The 20632-nt window shown below is 43.0% G+C and carries 17 protein-coding genes and 1 tRNA gene; 2 read left to right on the top strand and 16 right to left on the bottom strand.

The annotated features are described in order from the left end of the window. Positions 1-144: 144 nt before the first annotated feature. Positions 145-567, top strand: a complete 423-nt coding sequence (locus ABEF84_RS05770; protein WP_034588106.1) for an OsmC family protein — start codon at positions 145-147, stop codon at positions 565-567. Positions 568-645: 78 nt separating this feature from the next. On the opposite strand, the gene ABEF84_RS05765 is transcribed toward ABEF84_RS05770, so the two are convergent. From ABEF84_RS05765 to efp, 16 genes are all read right to left on the bottom strand, one after another. After that, a complete protein-coding gene (locus ABEF84_RS05765; RefSeq protein WP_347453845.1) occupies positions 646-1686 on the bottom strand; it encodes a metallophosphoesterase in 1041 nt (346 codons plus the stop codon). A gap of 51 nt (positions 1687-1737) precedes the next feature. Continuing rightward, the gene (locus tag ABEF84_RS05760; RefSeq protein WP_347453844.1) at positions 1738-1995 is read right to left on the bottom strand and encodes a hypothetical protein; all 258 of its coding nucleotides are present in this window, start codon (positions 1993-1995) and stop codon (positions 1738-1740) included. Next, complete coding sequence (locus tag ABEF84_RS05755) at positions 1982-2272, bottom strand: hypothetical protein (RefSeq protein WP_347453843.1); 291 nt, start codon at positions 2270-2272, stop codon at positions 1982-1984. The genes ABEF84_RS05760 and ABEF84_RS05755 overlap by 14 nt, the downstream gene beginning before the upstream one ends. Positions 2273-2565: 293 nt before the next feature. Then, positions 2566-4803: an NADP-dependent isocitrate dehydrogenase gene (locus ABEF84_RS05750; protein WP_347453842.1), complete on the bottom strand. Its 2238-nt coding sequence runs from the start codon at positions 4801-4803 to the stop codon at positions 2566-2568. Between the two features lie 897 nt (positions 4804-5700). After that, positions 5701-6354: a YitT family protein gene (locus tag ABEF84_RS05745; RefSeq protein ID WP_347453841.1), complete on the bottom strand. Its 654-nt coding sequence runs from the start codon at positions 6352-6354 to the stop codon at positions 5701-5703. Positions 6355-6804: 450 nt separating this feature from the next. Then, the gene (gene tnpC, locus ABEF84_RS05740) at positions 6805-8451 is read right to left on the bottom strand and encodes an IS66 family transposase (RefSeq protein ID WP_347473795.1); all 1647 of its coding nucleotides are present in this window, start codon (positions 8449-8451) and stop codon (positions 6805-6807) included. A 74-nt stretch (positions 8452-8525) separates the two neighbouring features. Then, complete coding sequence (gene tnpB, locus ABEF84_RS05735; protein WP_000618091.1) at positions 8526-8861, bottom strand: IS66 family insertion sequence element accessory protein TnpB; 336 nt, start codon at positions 8859-8861, stop codon at positions 8526-8528. Then, complete coding sequence (gene tnpA / locus ABEF84_RS05730; RefSeq protein ID WP_347452990.1) at positions 8858-9241, bottom strand: IS66-like element accessory protein TnpA; 384 nt, start codon at positions 9239-9241, stop codon at positions 8858-8860. Before tnpA ends, tnpB begins: the two co-directional genes overlap by 4 nt. Positions 9242-9442: 201 nt before the next feature. Then, the gene (locus tag ABEF84_RS05725; RefSeq protein WP_347473794.1) at positions 9443-11170 is read right to left on the bottom strand and encodes an NAD-dependent malic enzyme; all 1728 of its coding nucleotides are present in this window, start codon (positions 11168-11170) and stop codon (positions 9443-9445) included. A 466-nt stretch (positions 11171-11636) separates the two neighbouring features. Further along, positions 11637-11713 (bottom strand) — tRNA-Val (locus tag ABEF84_RS05720). A 26-nt stretch (positions 11714-11739) separates the two neighbouring features. Continuing rightward, positions 11740-13746 (bottom strand): DUF3488 and transglutaminase-like domain-containing protein, encoded by a 2007-nt coding sequence (locus ABEF84_RS05715; protein WP_347473793.1) that lies wholly within the window; start codon positions 13744-13746, stop codon positions 11740-11742. A 9-nt stretch (positions 13747-13755) separates the two neighbouring features. Then, a complete protein-coding gene (locus tag ABEF84_RS05710) occupies positions 13756-14664 on the bottom strand; it encodes a DUF58 domain-containing protein (protein ID WP_347454146.1) in 909 nt (302 codons plus the stop codon). 8 nt (positions 14665-14672) lie between these two features. Further along, on the bottom strand, positions 14673-15632 hold the full coding sequence (locus ABEF84_RS05705; protein WP_347453819.1) for a MoxR family ATPase: 960 nt from the start codon (positions 15630-15632) through the stop codon (positions 14673-14675). A 434-nt stretch (positions 15633-16066) separates the two neighbouring features. After that, positions 16067-16369 (bottom strand): YbdD/YjiX family protein, encoded by a 303-nt coding sequence (locus ABEF84_RS05700; RefSeq protein ID WP_347453818.1) that lies wholly within the window; start codon positions 16367-16369, stop codon positions 16067-16069. A 10-nt stretch (positions 16370-16379) separates the two neighbouring features. Beyond that, the gene (locus tag ABEF84_RS05695) at positions 16380-18479 is read right to left on the bottom strand and encodes a carbon starvation CstA family protein (protein ID WP_347455634.1); all 2100 of its coding nucleotides are present in this window, start codon (positions 18477-18479) and stop codon (positions 16380-16382) included. A gap of 180 nt (positions 18480-18659) precedes the next feature. Continuing rightward, positions 18660-19229 (bottom strand): elongation factor P, encoded by a 570-nt coding sequence (efp, locus tag ABEF84_RS05690; protein WP_034588585.1) that lies wholly within the window; start codon positions 19227-19229, stop codon positions 18660-18662. Positions 19230-19608: 379 nt separating this feature from the next. Here efp and epmB point away from each other — a divergent pair, with 379 nt between their 5' ends. Then, positions 19609-20625 (top strand): EF-P beta-lysylation protein EpmB, encoded by a 1017-nt coding sequence (gene epmB, locus ABEF84_RS05685; RefSeq protein ID WP_347453816.1) that lies wholly within the window; start codon positions 19609-19611, stop codon positions 20623-20625. Positions 20626-20632 lie beyond the last annotated feature (7 nt).

The raw sequence follows: 20632 nt of genomic DNA, 5'->3' as shown, positions 1-20632 counted from the left end.
AACAGTTCCAAATAAGGATAATTTTTAGATCGCACAAGACCTAATGTGAACTTGTCACACAGAGGGAATGAAATTCCTTATCAACCCAATTTATGTTAGTGTACAGTTACTTCGTAAATTTATAGCTTTTTTTAGGTAGTTGCAATGCAAACAAGTGTACATTGGCTAGAGAATGTTGCTTTTGAGGCAAAAACTCAAAGTGGTCATACTGTGGTAATGGATGGCTCGCCAGAATACGGCGGTGAGAACCGTGGTCCTCGCCCAATGGAACTGATTTTGACCGGTCTGGGTGGCTGTGCTTCGTTCGATATTGTCACTATTTTAAAGAAAGCACGTCAAGAGATTACCGACGTTCGTTGTGAACTCAAAGCAGAACGCGCAGATGCCATTCCTGCGGTATTTACGAAGATTCACCTGCATTTTGTGGTGACCGGTAAAGGCATTAAAGAGAAACAGGTTGCCAAAGCCGTTGAACTGTCTGCAGAGAAATACTGCTCTGCCAGCAAAATGCTGTCTGATGGTGGTGTAGAAATTACGCACGATTTTGAAATTATTGAAGCTGAATAATACAGCTAATTTAATGATAAAGGCGGTCCTGGTGGCCGCTTTTTCTTTGCCTATCATTTAATAGTGCGGCAATAAAATTTAAGCAGAGTACGAAGTCGAATAAGTTGAACCATCCTCAAAAATTACCTGCTTTTCAGGCCATCTAAGTGCCCCTAATTTGCTAGAAAATTCTCGTTGATGCTGTCGATCCAGATAGCGTTTCCCCACTGAATAATCTACACAGAAGACATTCTGCTTATGACCAAACCACTGCAGTGGCTCAATCTTCTGAAACAGTCCGGCTTTGACTTCGGCCGTATTAAACTTACGCCAGTAATGGCCAATAATCACCGGGATATCATCATGATAATGTTCCCACCACGGCAGCCGGTCTTTCATGCGCCATTTGCCACCCGCATAGATGGGCTTGTCCGTCATAAATTCGGCACCTGAGGTGACAACCTTAATCGGGTTATACATCTGCTCAATCCATTCTTTTTGAGCCAGATGTTTGAGCCAGGGAATTTCACTATTGGGATCGGTAAGCTCGTTACGGTATTGCTCTGCTTCCTGTAAGGCAGGTTCGGCAATGCCTACATCATCAATCTGTTGCTGAGTCTGCTGGACAAAATGATCATAGGCTTCACGTAAATGCAGGTGATCCAGCATCTTTAAACGCAAAATCGAAGTCTCATCCCAGCAAGCATGTACCACACGCAGCTCCTCGGATTCCAGTGCGATAGGTAAAGTATGCAGGAATTGTAGAATCCATTTCTGATCTTCAGGGGTAGCGGGTACAGAGTTAAAAGACTTCTGGTCATCCATATGCGGGGAGCCGAAATACCAGCCATTGCCTTCACGACAGGATTCGTTCAGCAGATTCAGTTCATGATTACCCAGGATACAGTAAGCTTTGCCCCGTTCCATTAACAGCTTGACCTGACGCATCACTGCGACACTGTTCTGACCACGGTCACAGAGATCGCCAACAAAAATCAGTTTACGCTGCTCAGGATGTTCACCTTCGAGGTTATAACCCATGACATGCAGCAGGCTGTTTAAGGCATCAATTTCGCCATGAATATCGCCAACAATGTCGAACCGATCTCCCTGAATCGGCTGGATGAACTGATATGACATTCAGACACCTCCTGCGACATTAAGTAATAGTTATGAAGCTCTGGCTTTTATCTATTGTTTTAATTTTTTCAGCGCTGTTACGGTATTGTCAATACGCTGAATCGATGGTTCAAGTCCCATAAATTCCGACTCGATTTCATACAGATAATCCTGTATTTCCTTTGCTGAATAATTGCCATTTAACATCCGGCAAACATCATATGCATAACTGTCATATTCATCCTGACAGGCTGCCACATCGCCTACACCAATCGGATCCCAAGCCTGATTGAGGATTTGTCGTACCTGATGAAATTCAATGCTTTTCAATATTATGTACCCTATTTTGTGAAAATTTGAAAGCCCCAAAATATAAAAGTGATTTTACTTGTTGCTGGTATTCCTCAGAATCAAACACGACCTGTCCATATTGTTCAAACTGGGCAATATTCGGATTATTAATTTTAAGTAAGAAAACTTTCGGGAATTGCGCTTGCAATAATGTCTGATCCAGTTGATTGAACTTTGGATAATACAGTGCATAGCCTGCCCAATGCTGAGTCGCAAACAGAAGTACCTGATGATTTTCATCTTCATGTTCCGCCATGATCACTTCAGGTTGAAATTGCTGAATGATCTGTTCGTAGTTTTGGTCTCGAGTGATTTGTTGCTGAATTTCTTGATGATTGACTGTTTTTATAATTTACATTACCTTCTCTTTCTTCACTATCTTTCCTTTTAAGTATAAGAAATTGAAGTAATAAATCCATTTATAAACGGCTGATGAAAGACATAAATTGTCGCACTAAGAAAACGATAATTTTTTATTTTAAAAACAAAAACCGGTGCCTAAGCACCGGTTTTTTTCACTTTACTAATCTCAAGGTTAGTACGACTTGATTAAGCGCTCAGTGATTCAATGATTTGATTCAGCGTAGCACTTGGACGCATTACTGCATTTACTTTCGCAGGATCAATTGCGTAGTAACCACCGATGTCTACAGATTTACCTTGAACAGTGTTCAGCTCTTCAACGATTTTTGCTTCATTTTCAGCCAGTGATTTCGCGATCGGTGCGAATTTAGCTTTTAGTTCAGTATCTTCGTCTTGAGCAGCAAGTGCCTCAGCCCAGAATTTAGCCAGGTAGAAGTGGCTGCCACGGTTGTCCAGTTCACCAGTACGACGTGATGGAGATTTTTCGTTGTCTAATAACAGACCAGTTGCGTGGTCAAGTGTCTTAGCCAGCAGTTTCGCACGTGCGTTGTTTTCTTTGATACCCAGCTCTTCCAGAGAAACAGCCAGTGCAAGGAATTCACCCAGAGAGTCCCAACGTAAGTGGTTTTCTTCAACTAATTGTTGTACGTGTTTAGGCGCAGAACCACCAGCACCAGTTTCGTACATACCGCCACCTGCCATTAGAGGCACGATAGAAAGCATTTTCGCTGAAGTACCCAGTTCCATGATTGGGAACAAGTCAGTCAGGTAGTCACGCAGGATGTTACCAGTTACAGAAATAGTATCCAGACCGCGAGCAACACGTTCAAGTGTGTAACGCATTGCACGTACTTGAGACATGATTTGGATGTCTAGACCTTCTGTATCGTGATCTTTCAGGTATGTTTGAACTTTCTTGATCAGTTCGTTTTCGTGTGGACGGTATGGGTCCAACCAGAAGATTGCTGGCATGCCAGAGTTACGAGCACGAGTTACAGCCAGTTTCACCCAGTCGCGGATCGGTGCGTCTTTCACCTGACACATACGCCAGATATCGCCTTCTTCCACGTTTTGAGACATCAACACTTCACCAGTTTCGATGTCAGTGATGTTCGCAACACCTGCTTCAGGAATTTCGAAAGTCTTGTCGTGTGAACCGTATTCTTCAGCTTTTTGAGCCATCAGACCAACGTTAGGAACAGTACCCATAGTACGTGGGTCAAAGTTACCATTCCATTTACAGAAGTTGATCATTTCCTGGTAAATACGTGCGAATGTAGATTCAGGCATTACTGCTTTACAGTCGTAAGGCTTGCCATCAGCACCCCACATTTTACCACCAGCACGGATCATTGCAGGCATAGAAGCATCTACAATCACGTCGTTAGGTGAATGGAAGTTAGTGATGCCTTTTGCAGAATCAACCATTGCCAGCGCTGGACGATGTTCTTGACAAGCGTGCAGGTCTTCAATGATTTCTTCACGTAAAGAAGTCGGCAGAGTTTCGATCTTCTCGTAAAGACCAGCCATACCGTTGTTTACGTTAATGCCTAATTCGTCAAACAGTTTGCCGTGTTTTTCGAACGCTTCTTTGTAGTAAATACGCACACAGTGACCGAATACGATCGGGTGTGACACTTTCATCATAGTCGCTTTAACGTGTAGAGAGAACAGGATGCCTGCTTCTTTACAATCCGCTAATTCTTTTTCGTAGAATTCGCAAAGCGCTTTTTTGCTCATGAACATTGAGTCGATGATTTCACCGTCTTGCAGCGCAACTTTTGGCTTAAGAACAATAGTTTCACCAGACTTAGTGATCAGTTCCATTTTCACATTACGCGCACGGTCAAGTGTCATTGACTTTTCGCCGTGGTAGAAGTCACCTTCGTGCATGTGAGAAACGTGAGTTTGTGACCATGCTTTCCATTCACCCATAGAGTGTGGATGTTTTTTCGCATAGTTTTTAACCGCAGCAGGAGCACGACGGTCAGAGTTACCTTCACGCAATACAGGGTTTACAGCTGAACCTAAACATTTGCTGAAGCGAGCTTTCAGTGCTTTTTCTTCTTCAGTAGTCGGGTTTTCTGGATAATCAGGAATTGCATAGCCTTTAGATTGAAGCTCTTTAATACACGCAGTTAACTGAGCAACAGAGGCACTGATATTTGGAAGTTTAATGATGTTTGTACTTGGATCTTGGGTAAGACGGCCTAGCTCAGCAAGGTTATCAGTTACTTTCTGTTCTTCAGTCAGGTAATCTGAAAATTCTGCGAGCACGCGTGCTGCAACAGAGATGTCAGTTTTGACAATCTCAACGCCAGCAGGCTTGGTAAAGTTCTCAATGATCGGCAGTAGTGAATAGGTCGCCAGTAGCGGCGCCTCATCGGTCAGTGTATAAATGATTTTTGACTTTCCACCAGCCATATATAGCCCCTTGCGTTTGATAGAGTTTTGAGGATCAAGCTTTTGGCTCAGACCCTATGAACCGATACGTTTGAATTAAACCTTGAAAGTATCTTATCTCTGCGCTTTACAGTCAATGAAATATCATTTCAAGTTGTGATTTTGCTGAAAAAACATACAATTTGTTGCAATTTCCTGTTGGTTATAATGCATACAATTCCGAGTAAATTCATATAGAAAAAATCTATTATCAAATAATTAATCGTTTCTTTTGATTAATTATCTAATTTATTGATATGTGTTTTTTAAGCTTATCCAAAGCCAAATGATTACTTGTGTTTCTATAACTTTATTAACCTCGAATCAGCTGATTTTTTGGTTTTGACCAGCCGATAAAAAATACAGAAAATTATTTAAATCATCTTTTCGATACTTCTATTCAAGAAATGAAAGTTTTTAACTATTAAAAATAAGCCCAAAGTAATGAAATCTGTTTTGAACAGTTGGACTTAGTGACAAGACACCTAAAACAAATTGGTCAATTTCAAACAACCCAGAAATATGCTAGCAAAATAGCTGATTTTACTGTTTTTAATTTTCGTAAAGTCATGTGATTTTCGCTTATTGATTCGACAAAATTCAGCTTTAAAAATGTAATTTCCGAACCCAAAAATTCGAACCAAGAATCCCCCTTTTTGACTCAATTTGTTGCACTTTGGACTGCATAAATGATTGTAGAAATTTGTTATGGAAAAGCTGATTTCTGGGCTACATCCAGCACAAGTCAACTTTATAGACAACCTGTACTCGCCACCGAATGAGGTCTTTCTGATACGAAAAAAGGCAATGGATATCCGCCCATTGCCTTTATTTTGCAGTTTGAATCGCTCAGATGGTATTAAAGCTATTTCTCTATTGTTAACCTGCCCGATAACGTCCCGGCCGATGGTTAATGGCCAGAAAACTGCCCATAATTACCGCGGCAAAAATGGACCAAAGCACTTTGTCCAATGGCACAATCCACAAAGCCAGCAATACCACAATCGAATCAATGATCATCTGGATATTGCCCGCTTTGATTCCCCACTTTTCCTGTGCATAGAGCGAAATAATCGTTGCGCCCCCGAGACTGGATTTATGCCGGGCCAGAAACAGCACCCCAGCTCCCATTAGAAAGCCACCAGCGATTGCAGCGAAGGCTGGATGTAGATAATCAATATGCAAATATTTGGGCGCTACATAGGTAATCAAGGACAATAAAGCCACTGATATAAAAGTCTTTAAAGTAAATGCACGGCCAATATATTTCCAGGCGAACCAGTAAAACGGCGCATTGATGAAAAAGTAAATCAAACTGAATGACCAGCCTGTAGCATAGTGCAGCACAAAAGCCAGACCAGCCGTACTGCCAGTCAATAAACCTGCCTGGGCAAACATGCTCATGCAAATGCTGACAAATAAAGTACCTGAAAAAAGTGCTTGAATATCTTCAAACAAACTGTGTTGTTTGAGATCTGTTGATGCGGGTTGCCGCAGCGCAGAAATTACGCGAGAGTTAAGATGAATTGCCATGTTGTTCTAACCTTTAAAACTCTTTTCCGCTTGTGACGAAGCCGAGGGTTTCATTACGGTCTGTGCTTTTGACGCAGAACCAATCGGTATTTTGTTTATGCAATTTATTTGCCAGTCATGACATCTAAACCGGTTTTTATGTGATATTTCATTGCACTCTGGGTAAGAGCTCAGCTGAAATTAGTTGTAGATTAATACATTAACCCATTTAAAGAAAAGTAATTTGTGAACCGATACTTCAAATGCTAAAAAAGTAAAATTCGCCTGCTGTTTTATCCCCTATTACATCGGCAACAATTTCTAAAATCACTGAAACTATAAACACAACAGAATAATGATCGGGACTTTATACAATCAAAAGAGAATAAGGTTTTAAACAGGTGAACACTAATGGCACGACCAGATGAAAATGAAGAAAGTAAGCGTCCGCTGAACCCCATGCCTATTTTTTTAATTTGAGTTGGATTTCCAGCGATGTGGTAGTAATTCTTCTATTTGGGTCGCTTTATGCGTCGGCAGCCTTTTCAGCACATCACTTAAATAGGCATACGGATCCAAGCCATTCAGCTTTGCTGACTGGATTAAAGTCATGATATTTGCCGCTCGCTGTCCACTGCGCAGCGAGCCAGCAAACAGCCAGTTCTTGCGCCCTAAGGCCCAAGGTCGCATTTGATTCTCTACCCAATTATTGCAAATAGGTAGATTGCCATTATCCAAATAGCGGCTTAAGGCTGGCCAACGCTTCAGAGTGTAATTGATCGCCTTGGCGGTGGGAGAACTCGATGGCACCGTCAGATGATGTTGGTTGAGCCATTCATATAGTTGTTGCATCACTGGTTGACTATGCTGTTGTCGGTATTCGCGGCGGTCTTCCGCTGTACCATCGGTCTTTTTCCTGAGCTCTGCTTCTATCGCATACAGTTTCTGAATCAGCACTAATGCCTGTTCAGCGACCTGACTTTTCCCAGTTACATGCAGTTCATGGAATTTACGACGTGCATGGGCCATGCAGCCCACCTCTATGACCTGGCCTGATTTAAAGCGTGCTTTATAACCACTGTAATCATCACAGACTAGATAGCCCTGCCAGCCTTTCAAGAACTCTGCAGCATGCTGGCCTGAACGACTATCCTGAAAGTCATAGATCACTGCCTGAACTGGATTGTACTGTGTAGTGGCATAGGCCCAGACATAACCTTTCTTCGGTTTTTTATCATTCTCACCCATCCGCATGATGGTGACCGGTGTTTCATCTGCATGCAGCACCTGCTGTTGTAGTACCACCTCTTTTAAGGCATTGGCCAGAGGTTCCAGTTCTACACCGCAGCGACCTATCCAGTCAGATAACGTTGATCTAGAAAGCTCGATTCCCGCCCGCTGATAGATCAGACGTTGACGGTACAGCGGTAAATGATCGGCATACTTCGATACCAGCACATGGCTGAGCAGTTCAGGTGAAGCAATGCCTTTATCAATCACATAGGCAGGCATCGCTTGCTGAGTCAGGGTGTCACACTGATCACAGACCCATTTGCCACGGACATGCTGTTCCTTATAGAACTGTGCCGGTCTGAAATGCAGTTTTTCACTGATATCTTCGCCGATACGACGTAACTGGCAGCCACAACTGCATTGGGTTGATGCTGGTTCATGCTCAATACGAATGGTGTGTAGATGATCGGGCAGCAGTCGACGTTTAGGTTTGTTGACTGTGGCTTTCTCTGTCGCTGCATCGGTTTTATCTGCATTTAATCGTTCTAATTCTAGATCAACGGCTGCAATATCTTCTTCGACCGCTTCATCCCAGAGATGGATTTGTTTTGCGGTGAGATGTTCGTTTTTACTGCCGAATTTGTGCTGTTTAAATAGTGCGAGCTCATGCTCGTATTTTTGCGTGAGAATGGAAAGATGTTGAACTTGAGCATCTAATTGCTGATTGGTGACTTCAAGATGCTGAACTTTGGTATCTAATTGTTGGTTTGATTTTTCTAATTCTTGATTTGATTGTGCCAGAGACTGATGCTGCATTGCCAACTGCCGGGTGAATTCCAGCAGTTGTTCATGGGTCAGTTGGCTTAAGTCAGGCAGCGTATTCATGACCGCAGTATGCCTGAGGTCATGAGAAGAATGAAATAGAACGTTTGGAGAATAGCAGAATGGACCAACCTAGTTTAGAGCATCGTCACCACCTGCTGTCGTCCAATGCGCTGCCAGGGCAAACCTTGGATCAGTGCCTGTAACTGTTCCGGGCTGAGGGCCACGGTTTCACCTTGGTGAACTTGAGCCCAGTGAAATTTGCCCTGTTCCAGCCGCCGGGCACACAGCCAGATGCCCAGTCCATCATGTACCAGTACTTTCATGCGATGGCCACGTTTATTACAGAACAGGTAAGCACAATGCGGTTTGATGTAGCCAAAGGCTCTCACCACCTGAGCCATGGTCGTATCCATACCTGCACGCATGTCCATGGGCTGAGTAGACAACCAGATTTCATCAATGCGGATCATGTTGCAAGTGCCTTGAGTAATTCTGCCAAGGCAGGTATTTCTGATACTTGCCATTTCAAGCCAATTTCTGCTTTTGAGTGGGGTAAAGTAATTTGAACCATTAACATGTCAGTAGGAGTAGGATCTAATGGTGCAGAGCAAGATAAGGCAATAAATGCAGGTTTATTCGGTAGTGGTGAGCGATCATTCCCTGGCTTACCATCAATTAAGCGAATCCATTTGGATACAAGATTTGTATTCAATCCATGTTGCAAAGCGACCGAAGCAATTGAAACGTCCGGTGCTTTACAAGCCTGAACGATCTGCTGTTTAAATTCAGCACTGTATGTTCTTCGTTTTTTCGCAAGAGATGCGATGGATGTCTGGTGATTTGTAGTCATAAATTTTAGTCCCCACTTGTTTTTAAGTGGGGACTAAATTAAGGCTTATAGGATGAATTCATAAGGTGTGTTCAGCGGACGCTTACCCAGCTAGTAAAATTCAGTTTTTTTGTATTAAAAAAGACTTATAAGTATTTCTGCCTATAAGCCTTTATTTCACAAAATAAAAATTACAATCTACAGCTCTAAATTGATGAGCTATTAAAAACTCACCCTTTCATATCGGCGATATTCCGGTTTCCAGAAATTCGCTTCAATTTTATCTTTCAAGGTTTCGACATCTATCGGTGGGGCAACACCATCTTCAACTGCGGCTTGCGCAACCTTTAACGCGATTACTTTGGAAATCTGCTGAATTTGATCCAGTTCAGGTAATAGATCTGCTTTTGGATCTTTCAGCTTTGGCGAACATTCAGCCAAGGCATTACTCGAAGCCATCAACATGTTATTAGTCACACGTTTGGCCCCGGAAGCAATCACGCCCAAACCAATCCCAGGGAAAATATACGAGTTATTACATTGCGAAATATTATAAATCTGCCCCTGATAATTCACAGGTGCGAATGGACTACCGGTGGCAATCAAAGCCTTACCATCTGTCCATTGAATGATATCGGCAGGAACGGCTTCTACCCGTGATGTCGGGTTTGATAACGGCAGAACGATTGGATGTTCACAATTTTCAGCCATTGCCGTAATCACATCCTTATTGAACAGACCTGGCTGTCCTGAAACACCAATCAATACCGTAGGTTTGGCATGTTTCACGACATCTAGTAATGAAATTGTATTTTCCGCATCAGCCCATTTGGCAATACTTTTCGGATCCTGAGCCAGCTTTCTCTGGAAATCGAGCAGATTTGGTTGATTATCAGTAATCAGGCCAAAACGGTCCACCATGAAGACACGTTTACGTGCTTGTGCATCAGTCAGCCCTTCAGCAACCATCTGGGCAATAATCTGTTCAGCAATACCACAACCTGCTGAACCAGCACCGAGGAAAGCCACAGTCTGGTCTTTTAATTTTTTCTTGGACGCATAAGATGCTGCGAGTAAAGTACCCACGGAAACAGCTGCTGTGCCTTGAATATCATCATTAAAACAGCACACCTTATCCCGATATTTTTCCAATAATGGCATGGCATGGTGCTGGGCAAAATCTTCAAACTGGATTAAGGCATCTGGCCATCTTTCTTGAATTGCCTGAATCACCTGATCGACAAAATCGAAATATTCATCACCGCCAATCCGGGGTTTACGCCAGCCCATATAAATCGGGTCATTCAGTAATTGTTGGTTGTTGGTTCCCACATCCAGGGTAATTGGCAAGGTATAAGCTGGACTGATACCACCACAAGCGGTATATAGCGCCAGTTTTCCAATTGGAATGCCCATACCACCAATTCCTTGGTCGCCCAAACCAAGAATTCGCTCACCGTCTGTAATTACAATCACTTTAACATTACGACGATTCACATTCCGCAGAATCTGATCAATGCGGTCACGGTCTGGATAAGCAATAAAAATGCCACGATGGCGACGATAAATATCCGAGAAACGCTGGCATGCCTCACCTACGGTCGGCGTGTAGATGATTGGCATCATTTCACTTAAGTGATTTTCAATTAAGTGATAATACAGCGTTTCATTGGTGTCCTGAATGTTACGCAGATAAATATGCTTATTAATTGCATCATTAAATGAACAATATTGCTGATAAGAACGCTGACTCTGTTCTTCAATCGACTCGATTGCATGTGGAAGCAGGCCATGCAGGTTAAAACTGGTACGTTCTTCTTCAGTAAATGCAGAACCTTTATTTAGCAAGGGTAACTCAAGCAGACTATATCCTGCATACGGCACATATAAAGGACGTTGGATTTTCTGATTCTTGGTCACTTTTTCGGACTCGCTTTTGCTATTTGGCATATTTCTCTGGAAATCACTTATTAAATTATGGTTTTATATTAACGTTATTCTCAGCAATACAGCTATTTTAATAATTAATATTAACAAAACCATTATTTAGTAAATTAATACACTTAAATTTATTAAAAATTAGATCTTTAAAATATATAAATATATTTTTCAAGTATTAGAAACATAAAATTGAATTTACAAAAATATTTAAATTAAATCAACTACATAACCACCTAAAACTCTTTTTAATTTTTCTATTTACAATTGTCAACGTGAGAACCAGTCAAATATATAAAATTTTAAATTATTTTCTTTTTATTTATCTTAATTAAATCAATAAATTATATTTAAAAATTTTCTTAATTTTAATAAAATCACTAAATTTAAAAATTATTCCTCAATGAATATGAACCATTTTTCAAAGATATTAAAAATAAAAAACCTCCTAAATTACTTTAGGAGGTTTTCTGAATCTTGGTAGGCATATCCAGACTCGAACTGGAGACCTCTACGATGTCAACGTAGCGCTCTAACCAACTGAGCTATACGCCTAGAATGCGTTGCATATTATAAACTTTTCAAAGTGAAGACAAGTTTTTTCCTTGACTTTTAATAATATATGCACATTTTTTAAGCAAATCATTGAATTCACTAATATCTTTTGAATCCATGGATTGATCCGCATACTGATTTCTTTCATAAATATTCACCGCTTGCTGAAAAACCATACTCTGTTTTATATCTGTCTCAGTAGATAAACGTTGCATCCAATGCCTAAAGGTTTCAGCTGATTGTCGATGTAAGTGTTTACTCAATGATTTTTCCAGACTAGAAATTGCATGCTCAAATGGAGATCGTTGTTGTTTATTTCGCAGATAAATCCAGAGAAAATAACTGATCAGCAGAAGCAGAATACTTGCTATCAGAATCCAAACGGCTGCATAAGCAGAGTTGAGTCCCAACTTAGACATCCAGCTACGCTGTGATTCTGCATTATAGCCCACCACTTTGCTTTGCCATTGATAGCTGGCATAGTCACTCCAGATACGCAGTTTGGTCAGCATTTGATAATGCGCTGCCCATTTGCCTTCCCCTAACACGGCCTCATCCTGAGAAATTACATGTTGCATCCCTTCATCAATCCGTTGTGGAGCAATCATGGCTGTCGGGTCTATCCGCTGCCACTGGTTATTGACCCAGACTTCGGTCCAGGCATGTGCATCCATCTGCCGCACTTCCCAGCTTTTACCATCCGGGGCCAATGAACCGCCCTGATAGCCTGTGACGACCCGTGCAGGAATACCAGCGTAACGCATCAACATCACAAAACTTGAGGCAAAATGTTCACAAAAACCACGGCGGGTCTGGAACAAAAACTCATCAACACGGTTTTGACCTAAGGTTCCCGGGGTCAAGGTATAGACAAACTGGTTCTGTCGATACCAGTTCAGCACATTCTGGATATAGCGCTGTGGACTATCACTCTGTTTGGCTAAACGGGTAGCCAATGCCTGGGTTTTTGGATCAAATTGCGTTGGTGTCCGCGTATTCAACTGCTGTAAAAAATTGGAATGTAAGAATGGTTGCTCTACCTGTGTACCTACCCAACGTAAATGAATCGGCTCCATACGCTGCGTCAAACGGCGAGGAACGATCCCCCAGTCATAACGGCTGTAATAACGGTGCTCTAACGGGATTGATTGTTCCAGCCCCATCACCCAAAGCACGGATGGATCTGAAGCTAAATACTGATAATCCCATCCCGCAGGTAAAGGATTCACATCCGGCTGGGAGCGAAATTGTGGCTGCTGATTGACTGCACTGCTGGTCCAGGCTTGCCCATCATATTCATCCAATACCAAAGCCCGCCAATACAATTCTGAACGTGGCGGCAGTTTGCTGACATCACCAATAATCCGGAATGCTAGTGCACTGGACTGCGAAAGCTCAGCAATATCACCAGGAGACATACGATCACTAATCCCAGTCACCCCTTTCTTTTCCGGAATCGGTATATGCCACATTGGCGGCAGACGTGGAAAAAAGATGAACAGCAAGATAAAAAATGGCAATGCATACAGGATAAACCTCCCCACATGCTTGGCATCCTGCCTTAAGGCACGTTCCTGGGCCTGCGCATCGGGTTCGAATTCACTGGTCTGCACCCGATACAGTCCAATCAGACAGCTGAGCAGACATAATAAAATACCAAAGGTCATAATAAAAGACTGGCTAAACAGGAAACTGCTTGCCGTCACAAACAGGGCAAAATTAAACAGGATAATCAGGTCACGCTTGGTCTTGGTTTCAAAAGCCTTGGCAAATAAGAAGGTAGACAGAACAGAAACACCCGCATCAATCCCCAGAAAACTTTGATAACTAAAATAAATGACTGCCAGTGCTACAACCGTCAGTAACAGTACCCAGGTTTTAGACAAAATAGTTTGCTTTCTAAAATTCAGCCAGAGCAAGACCAGCATCAAGGTAAAAATAGCACTAAGCCCGATAGGTAAATAACTGACCTGCACAGCCAGAATCAGGCTCAGGCTGAGTAAAATCGCAGTACGAATGCTGGCCGTCATCATGATTATTTCCTAAGCCTGTGCCAGCAAGAGTTTGGCCTGATGCAGCTGTTCATTGCCAGTACCTCGATCCAATTGACTGTGGGGTAAATGCAGACTATACGCCAGTTGCTGATGCTCGCATTGTTCCACCAGTCCCATCATCAATTGCAGTTTTTCTTCATGTGACTGGCTCGGCATATGGCTGTAGTGGATTTCCAGTTGATTGTCCTGATTCTGGTATTGCTCAAATACCTTAGTATAGAGTCCCTGACCACGTGCCACCTGCTTCCAGGACACGGCATGTAAAGACTCGCCTACCTGATAACTCCTCAATTCCCGAAACTCATCCAGATCCGGTTCAAACTGCTGCTGGACATGTTTATTTTCAACGGATGAGTACTCTGCTTTGGGTGCAATCCAGCTGCTATGCTGGTGGTAAAGATAAGACCAGGCCCGAACCAATCCAAATGGATATAAGGAATAGATCTGAATCACTGGAAATTCGAACTTGCCACGCTGAGCCGCATAAAATGGAATGGTGAAATGTTGCTTATTCTGGTTGATGAGCACTTTATGCAACTGCTCACCCGCCTTTAGATAAAGATACCTTGACTGGGTAATCGCCTGATGAAAATAAAAATGCAGCTGTAAATCTTGTCCAACCTGCCCGACTTCATCGGCAACAATTTCAATCGTTAAACCATGCAGCTGCTTAAAAGTCAGATAAAAACTGATACACAGCACTGCACTGATCAGAAAGCAGAAACCCAGAATCAGGTTATTGGCATAATTCACACCAGCAACGAAAGTGATCAGGATCAGTACCAGATAGAGATAGCCCTGCTGGTAAATAAAGACCAACACATCACGCTGCGTCAGCTGTTTCTGCTTCCTAAACTGAAAACGCTTACTGAGCCAGCTCTGCCAATACTTTCCCAACATCAGGCCTAACTCACTGCGACCTGCTGCATCACATTCTGTGTTTCAGCTTCACTTAAACCCAAACGATGTGAAGATACGGCGACAAACACAGCCTGTACATCATCCGGCGTTACGAAGGCACGACCTTCAATCAAAGCATACGCCTGTGCAGCGCGTTTCAATGCCAGTAAACCACGCGTTGATAAGCCATAACGATTTTTACGGGTTTCCGCTGCAAGATCCAGCAGATATTCCTGCACCAGATCACTAATATGTACCTGCTGTACCAGACTTTGTAGCTCCAAAATCTGGTCTTCACTAAAGACATTTTCCAAAGTGGCAATCAAGGCAAAACGCGATTCCTGTTGCAACAGCAATTTCTCAGCCTGGCGCGATGGATAACCCAATGATAAACGCATCAGAAAACGGTCCAGTTGTGATTCTGGCAAGGCATAGGTACCACTTTGAAATAACGGGTTTTGTGTCGCAATCACCCAGAATGGCTGGGGCAAGGCATAACGCATACCATCCACAGTCACAAAACCTTCTTCCATGGCTTCCAGTAAGGCACTCTGGGTTTTCGGACTGCAACGGTTAATTTCATCGGCCAACAGAATCTGTGTAAAAATTGGTCCCTGCTTAAATTCAAATTGATGTTCTTTCTGGTTAAACATGTTGATCCCAATCACATCGCTGGCCAGCATGTCATTGGTAAATTGAATCCGCTGAAACTTCAGACCAGCAAGGTGCGCCAGGCTGCTGGCCAAAGTGGTTTTACCAAGTCCGGGCAAGTCTTCAAACAGCACATGCCCACCAGCAATCAGACAGCATAAGGCCAGTTTGGTCTGTGCCTGCTTATCCAGCACAATTGCATTGACTTCTTCAAGAAACTTCTGAATATGGGGGGTATAGCTGGCAATTTGTTGTTCCAGCTGAGCCGTTATGTGTACGATGTCATGATTGGCTTTCTGCTTTATGCCCCACATCACTTTTTCCTATATAAATTAGTTATTTGAGATTAACATACACGGTTTTCAGGATAGACAGAAGTGCAATAATATATCTTTACACTGGATTGCTGGATCAATCTGCCAAAATTTCAAATAAAATCTAGTTTGTTTTAAATCTCAATCCAGAAAGATAAATCTCTAGAATACTTATAAAGGCAAGCCCTGTATCTAAGAAACCAAGTCTTTAAATTGATCACAGGAAAATTGGCTAGTTTTTTCTCAAATTGATTCATGCAATTCAAGGTATAAAACCAATACCTTAATAGTCTATTAATAAATTACTCTATCTTAAATTCATTCACGATTCTTTTACATTCCCCTCTCGGAAGCCTAAAACTAAATCTAGTCATCCCTTCTTATTTTCAACCATAAAGAAAGCGCCCCGAAAGGCGCTCTTTTTTACTGATCCATTAACATGGACATTTCTTCATGCCACCGCCAGCAGATGGATACCGAGTATCTACACAGTAACGGTAAAAGGTTTTAGCATCCATCACCTCCAGATCCGGATGGTGCTGTTTCATGTGCGCCAGATAATTCTGGTAATCCGGCACACCGACCATCAAACGGAAACTCTGCTGCAGACGTTGCCATAACGTTGCAATGCGTGACCAATTCTTCGGATTCAGGATCAGATCCTTTTGCGACATCACGGTCATTTTGATGATCTTATAGATCACAGTTTTTCCGCTTTTAACAAATTTCAGATTCATCGCCTTCTCCTTAGTGATGTGCAGTCGGCTTGATTTCCGCTGGATCACGGTAAACTGCTGGGGATTCATGTACCGTTGGCTCAGGACTTGCCAGCGCACGGCGAATTATGCCAAATGCCGCAAACAGCATCACAAAAGCCACGATCATAAAGAAAGCACACAAGCCAGCATTGATCTGATTCGCCATCGCCACTGTCTGCATCTCTGCCAACGTTTTTGCAGGCGCCAGAATTTCATTATTGGCAATCGCATTATTGAAACGCTCAGCCTGTGCCAGGAAACCAATTTTTGGATTTTCATGGAAAATCTTCTGCCAGCCTGCAGTCATGGAGGTCACGAACAGGAATGCGGTTGGTAACACAGTCACCCACACGTATTTCTCTTTCTTCATCTTGAACAGGATCACGGTACCCAGAATCAGTGCCATTGCTGCCAGAATCTGGTTACCGATACCGAAGAGTGGCCACAAGCTATTAATACCGCCGAGTGGATCGACTACGCCCTGATACACGAAGAAGCCCCAACCGGCTACGGCCACTGCAGTCCCAATCAGGTTACCAATAAAACTAGAAGAATGTTTTACCGCTGGAATCACGATACCCACGGTATCCTGAACCATAAAACGGCAAGCACGGGTACCGGCATCTACCGCAGTCAGAATGAACAGTGCTTCAAACAGAATCGCGAAGTGATACCAGAAGGCCATCATTTCACGACTATTAAAGATTTCGGTAATGATATGCGCCATACCGATCGCAAACGTTGGTGCACCACCGGTACGAGAGAGGATTGAATTCTCCCCCACTTCCTGAGCCAATACAGTTAATGCTTCTGGAGTCACCACAAAACCAAGGTTACGCACCGCTTCTGCTGCGGTATCTACCGTCGTACCCAATAATGCAGCTGGCGAATTAATCGCAAAATACACACCTGGATCCAGAATCGCCGCACAGATCAGCGCCATAATCGCAACAAAGGATTCCATCAACATGCCGCCATAACCAATCATACGGATATCAAGTTCGTTGTTGACCAGTTTCGGGGTGGTTCCTGAAGATACCAATGCGTGGAAACCAGAAATTGCACCACAGGCAATGGTAATAAACAGGAATGGGAACAGTGAACCGGCAAAGACTGGACCAGTACCATCCACAAATTTGGTAAATGCTGGCAGCTTCATTTCTGGCATTGCAAACAGGATCCCGATGGCCAGACCAACAATGACACCAATTTTCAGGAAAGTGGATAAATAGTCACGCGGTGCAAGCAGCAACCAGACTGGGAGTACAGAAGCGATAAAACCATAAATGATCAGCGCCCAGGTCAGTTCGGTACCTGTCAGGGTAAAGAATGGCCCCCAGTATGGGTGTTGCGCGATGTTTTCACCATAGATAATGCCGAGCATCATTAACACAAAACCAATAATAGAAACTTCTGCAATGCGTCCCGGACGGATAAAACGCATGTAGATACCCATAAACAGTGCAATCGGAATCGTCGCAGCAATACTGAACACGCCCCATGGACTGTTGGTCAATGCTTTCACGACAACTAGTGCCAAGACCGCCAGAATGATGATCATCACGCCGAGAGCACCAAGCATCACTACGATTCCGGCAAAAGTACCGAGCTCTTGTTTTGCCATCTCACCGAGTGAACGACCATCACGGCGGGTTGAGATAAATAGTACCAGGAAGTCCTGTACTGCACCGGCCAATACCACACCGACCAACAGCCAGATCGTGCCTGGCAGATAACCCATCTGCGCTGCAAGGATTGGCCCAACCAAAGGACCTGCACCGGCAATTGCAGCAAAGTGATGACCGAAAAGAACACCTTTATTGGTTGGGACATAATCCAGACCGTCATTTAAACGATGTGCTGGCGTCAGGCGACTGGCATTCAGTCCAAATACCTTGTCCGCAATAAATAAACTGTAAAAACGGTAAGCGATGCTGTAGATACAGGCAGCGGCCAAGACTAGCCAGACTGCATTGACATGCTCACCACGATTGAGCGCAAGAATCCCAAAGGATACTGCTCCGACAATGGCTATGATGAGCCACATGATTTTCGAAGTCATGCTTGACTTCGCTTGTAGAGTTTCCATTCAATCCCTCATATTTTGTTGCATTAAATCAGCGCGATTCTTGTTGTTCGAGGTACTGCTGTTTTCCCTTGCGACTTTACGCTTGTTCTTCTTGACTGCCTCTAAGACTTTGGATGTATAGGCATTAAAAAAGGGATGATTATTCATCATCCCTTTCGATCATAGTCTATTTTTAGACCATTATGCACGCTCTAAATATTCACCAGTACGGGTGTCTACACGAACGCTTTCGTCTTGTTGAACGAACAATGGAACACGTACCACAGCACCTGTTTCCAGTTTTGCTGGTTTACCGCCACCGCCAGAAGTATCACCACGAACGCCTGGATCAGTTTCAACGATTTTCAGTACAACGAAGTTTGGAGCACTTACTGACAGTGGAACACCGTTCCAAAGCATAATTGTACAAAGTTCATTTGAATCATCTTTTAACCATTTTGCAGCATCGCCCATGGCTACTTTGTCTGCAGCGATCTGTTCAAATGATACAGGATCCATGAAGTTCCACATTTCGCCGTCATTGTACAAGTAGTTCATTTCTACTTCTACGATGTCAGCTGCTTCTAATGTGTCACCAGATTTAAATGTTTTTTCTAAAACTTTACCAGTTTTCAGGTTACGTAATTTAACACGGTTAAAAGCTTGGCCTTTACCTGGTTTTACGTATTCATTTTCCATGATTGAACATGGGTTACCGTCAAGCATAACCTTAAGGCCTGACTTGAACTCATTCGTAGAATAATAGGCCATGACTGGCGCACTCCAAACTTACTAACTTTAGTCTATCAATGCTATGGGCTGTTGCAATGTCATTTAGCAAGTCTGACACGAACATGGAATGCCACATGCACATTCATTTGATGCTGCGTATTCTAAATGACCAATACACTATGTCGCAATGAAAAATTCCTATTTAACAGCGCTTCACTGTCTAAGTTACAGTCAGATATCATTCGGCATGCTTTATCCTGCTCTTCCAGACATTCACATGAAGATGTGATTTCTAGCTTCACCCAGTATGCTGATCTTTCAAACTTTATCCAATCTGGCTGGCTTTTTACTATAGACAAACTGTTAAACTACGCGCATCCGAGCAGATGCTTTTAACTGATTCCATTTATTCTTTTACATGACTGACCTTCTTTTTCAGGAACAACACTGGCAATCACAACTCAGTGACTTGATCACCGATCCGCAGGAATTATTACAGCAACTGCAGCTTTCGCCTGAGCAGTTGCTTTCTGGGGCATTACTGGCTTCAGAACAGTTCAAGCTGCGTGTGCCACGTGCCTTTGTAAGCAAAATGCAGCCAGGCAACCCTTTGGATCCACTCTTATTACAAGTGCTGCCGCATCATCTGGAACTGGAAGATCATCCTGATTTCGTCACCGATCCACTAGGCGAAGAACAGGCCAATCAGCAGCCGGGTGTCCTACATAAATATAAGTCACGTTTCCTACTGACCTTAACCGGTGCCTGTGCGGTGCATTGCCGATATTGCTTTAGACGTCACTTTCCTTATCAAGCAAATTTACCGAAGAATGAAGACTGGGAAAACATCCGGAATTATCTCGAAAGCCAGCCCGATATTAATGAAGTGATTCTCAGTGGTGGCGATCCACTGACCCTTTCCAACCGTAAACTTCAACTCTGGATTGAGCGTTTAGAATCATTACCACAGCTGAAATTCTTAAGAATACATTCACGTGTGCCAATCGTGATTCCCAACCGGATCGATGAAGAGCTGACAAGCATATTAAAAAACAGTAGGCTACGTATAATTCTAGTGGTACACTCAAATCACGCATCAGAGCTGGATGATTTCACCTGTAGCAAACTGCATCAGTTGGTGCAGCAACAAATTACTGTGCTCAATCAGGCCGTGTTACTCAAAGGGGTGAATGACGCTGCGCCTGTTCTGGTCGATTTAAGCTACCGTTTGTTCGACGCTGGGGTGATGCCGTATTATTTACATGTACTTGATAAAGTAAAAGGGGCGCATCATTTTGATTTGTCACCTGAACGAATTAACGAGATTTATACTGAAGTTTTAGCGAGCCTACCGGGGTATTTGGTTCCTAAACTTGTTCGGGAAATTGCGGGCGAAAAAAATAAGACACCGCTTTTTGGGGTTTCAACATTTTGAGTTAAAT

The organism is Acinetobacter sp. ANC 7912 (genome assembly GCF_039862785.1).
Classification (GTDB): domain Bacteria; phylum Pseudomonadota; class Gammaproteobacteria; order Pseudomonadales; family Moraxellaceae; genus Acinetobacter; species Acinetobacter thermotolerans.
This window is presented reverse-complemented; position numbering and strand designations above follow the sequence as displayed.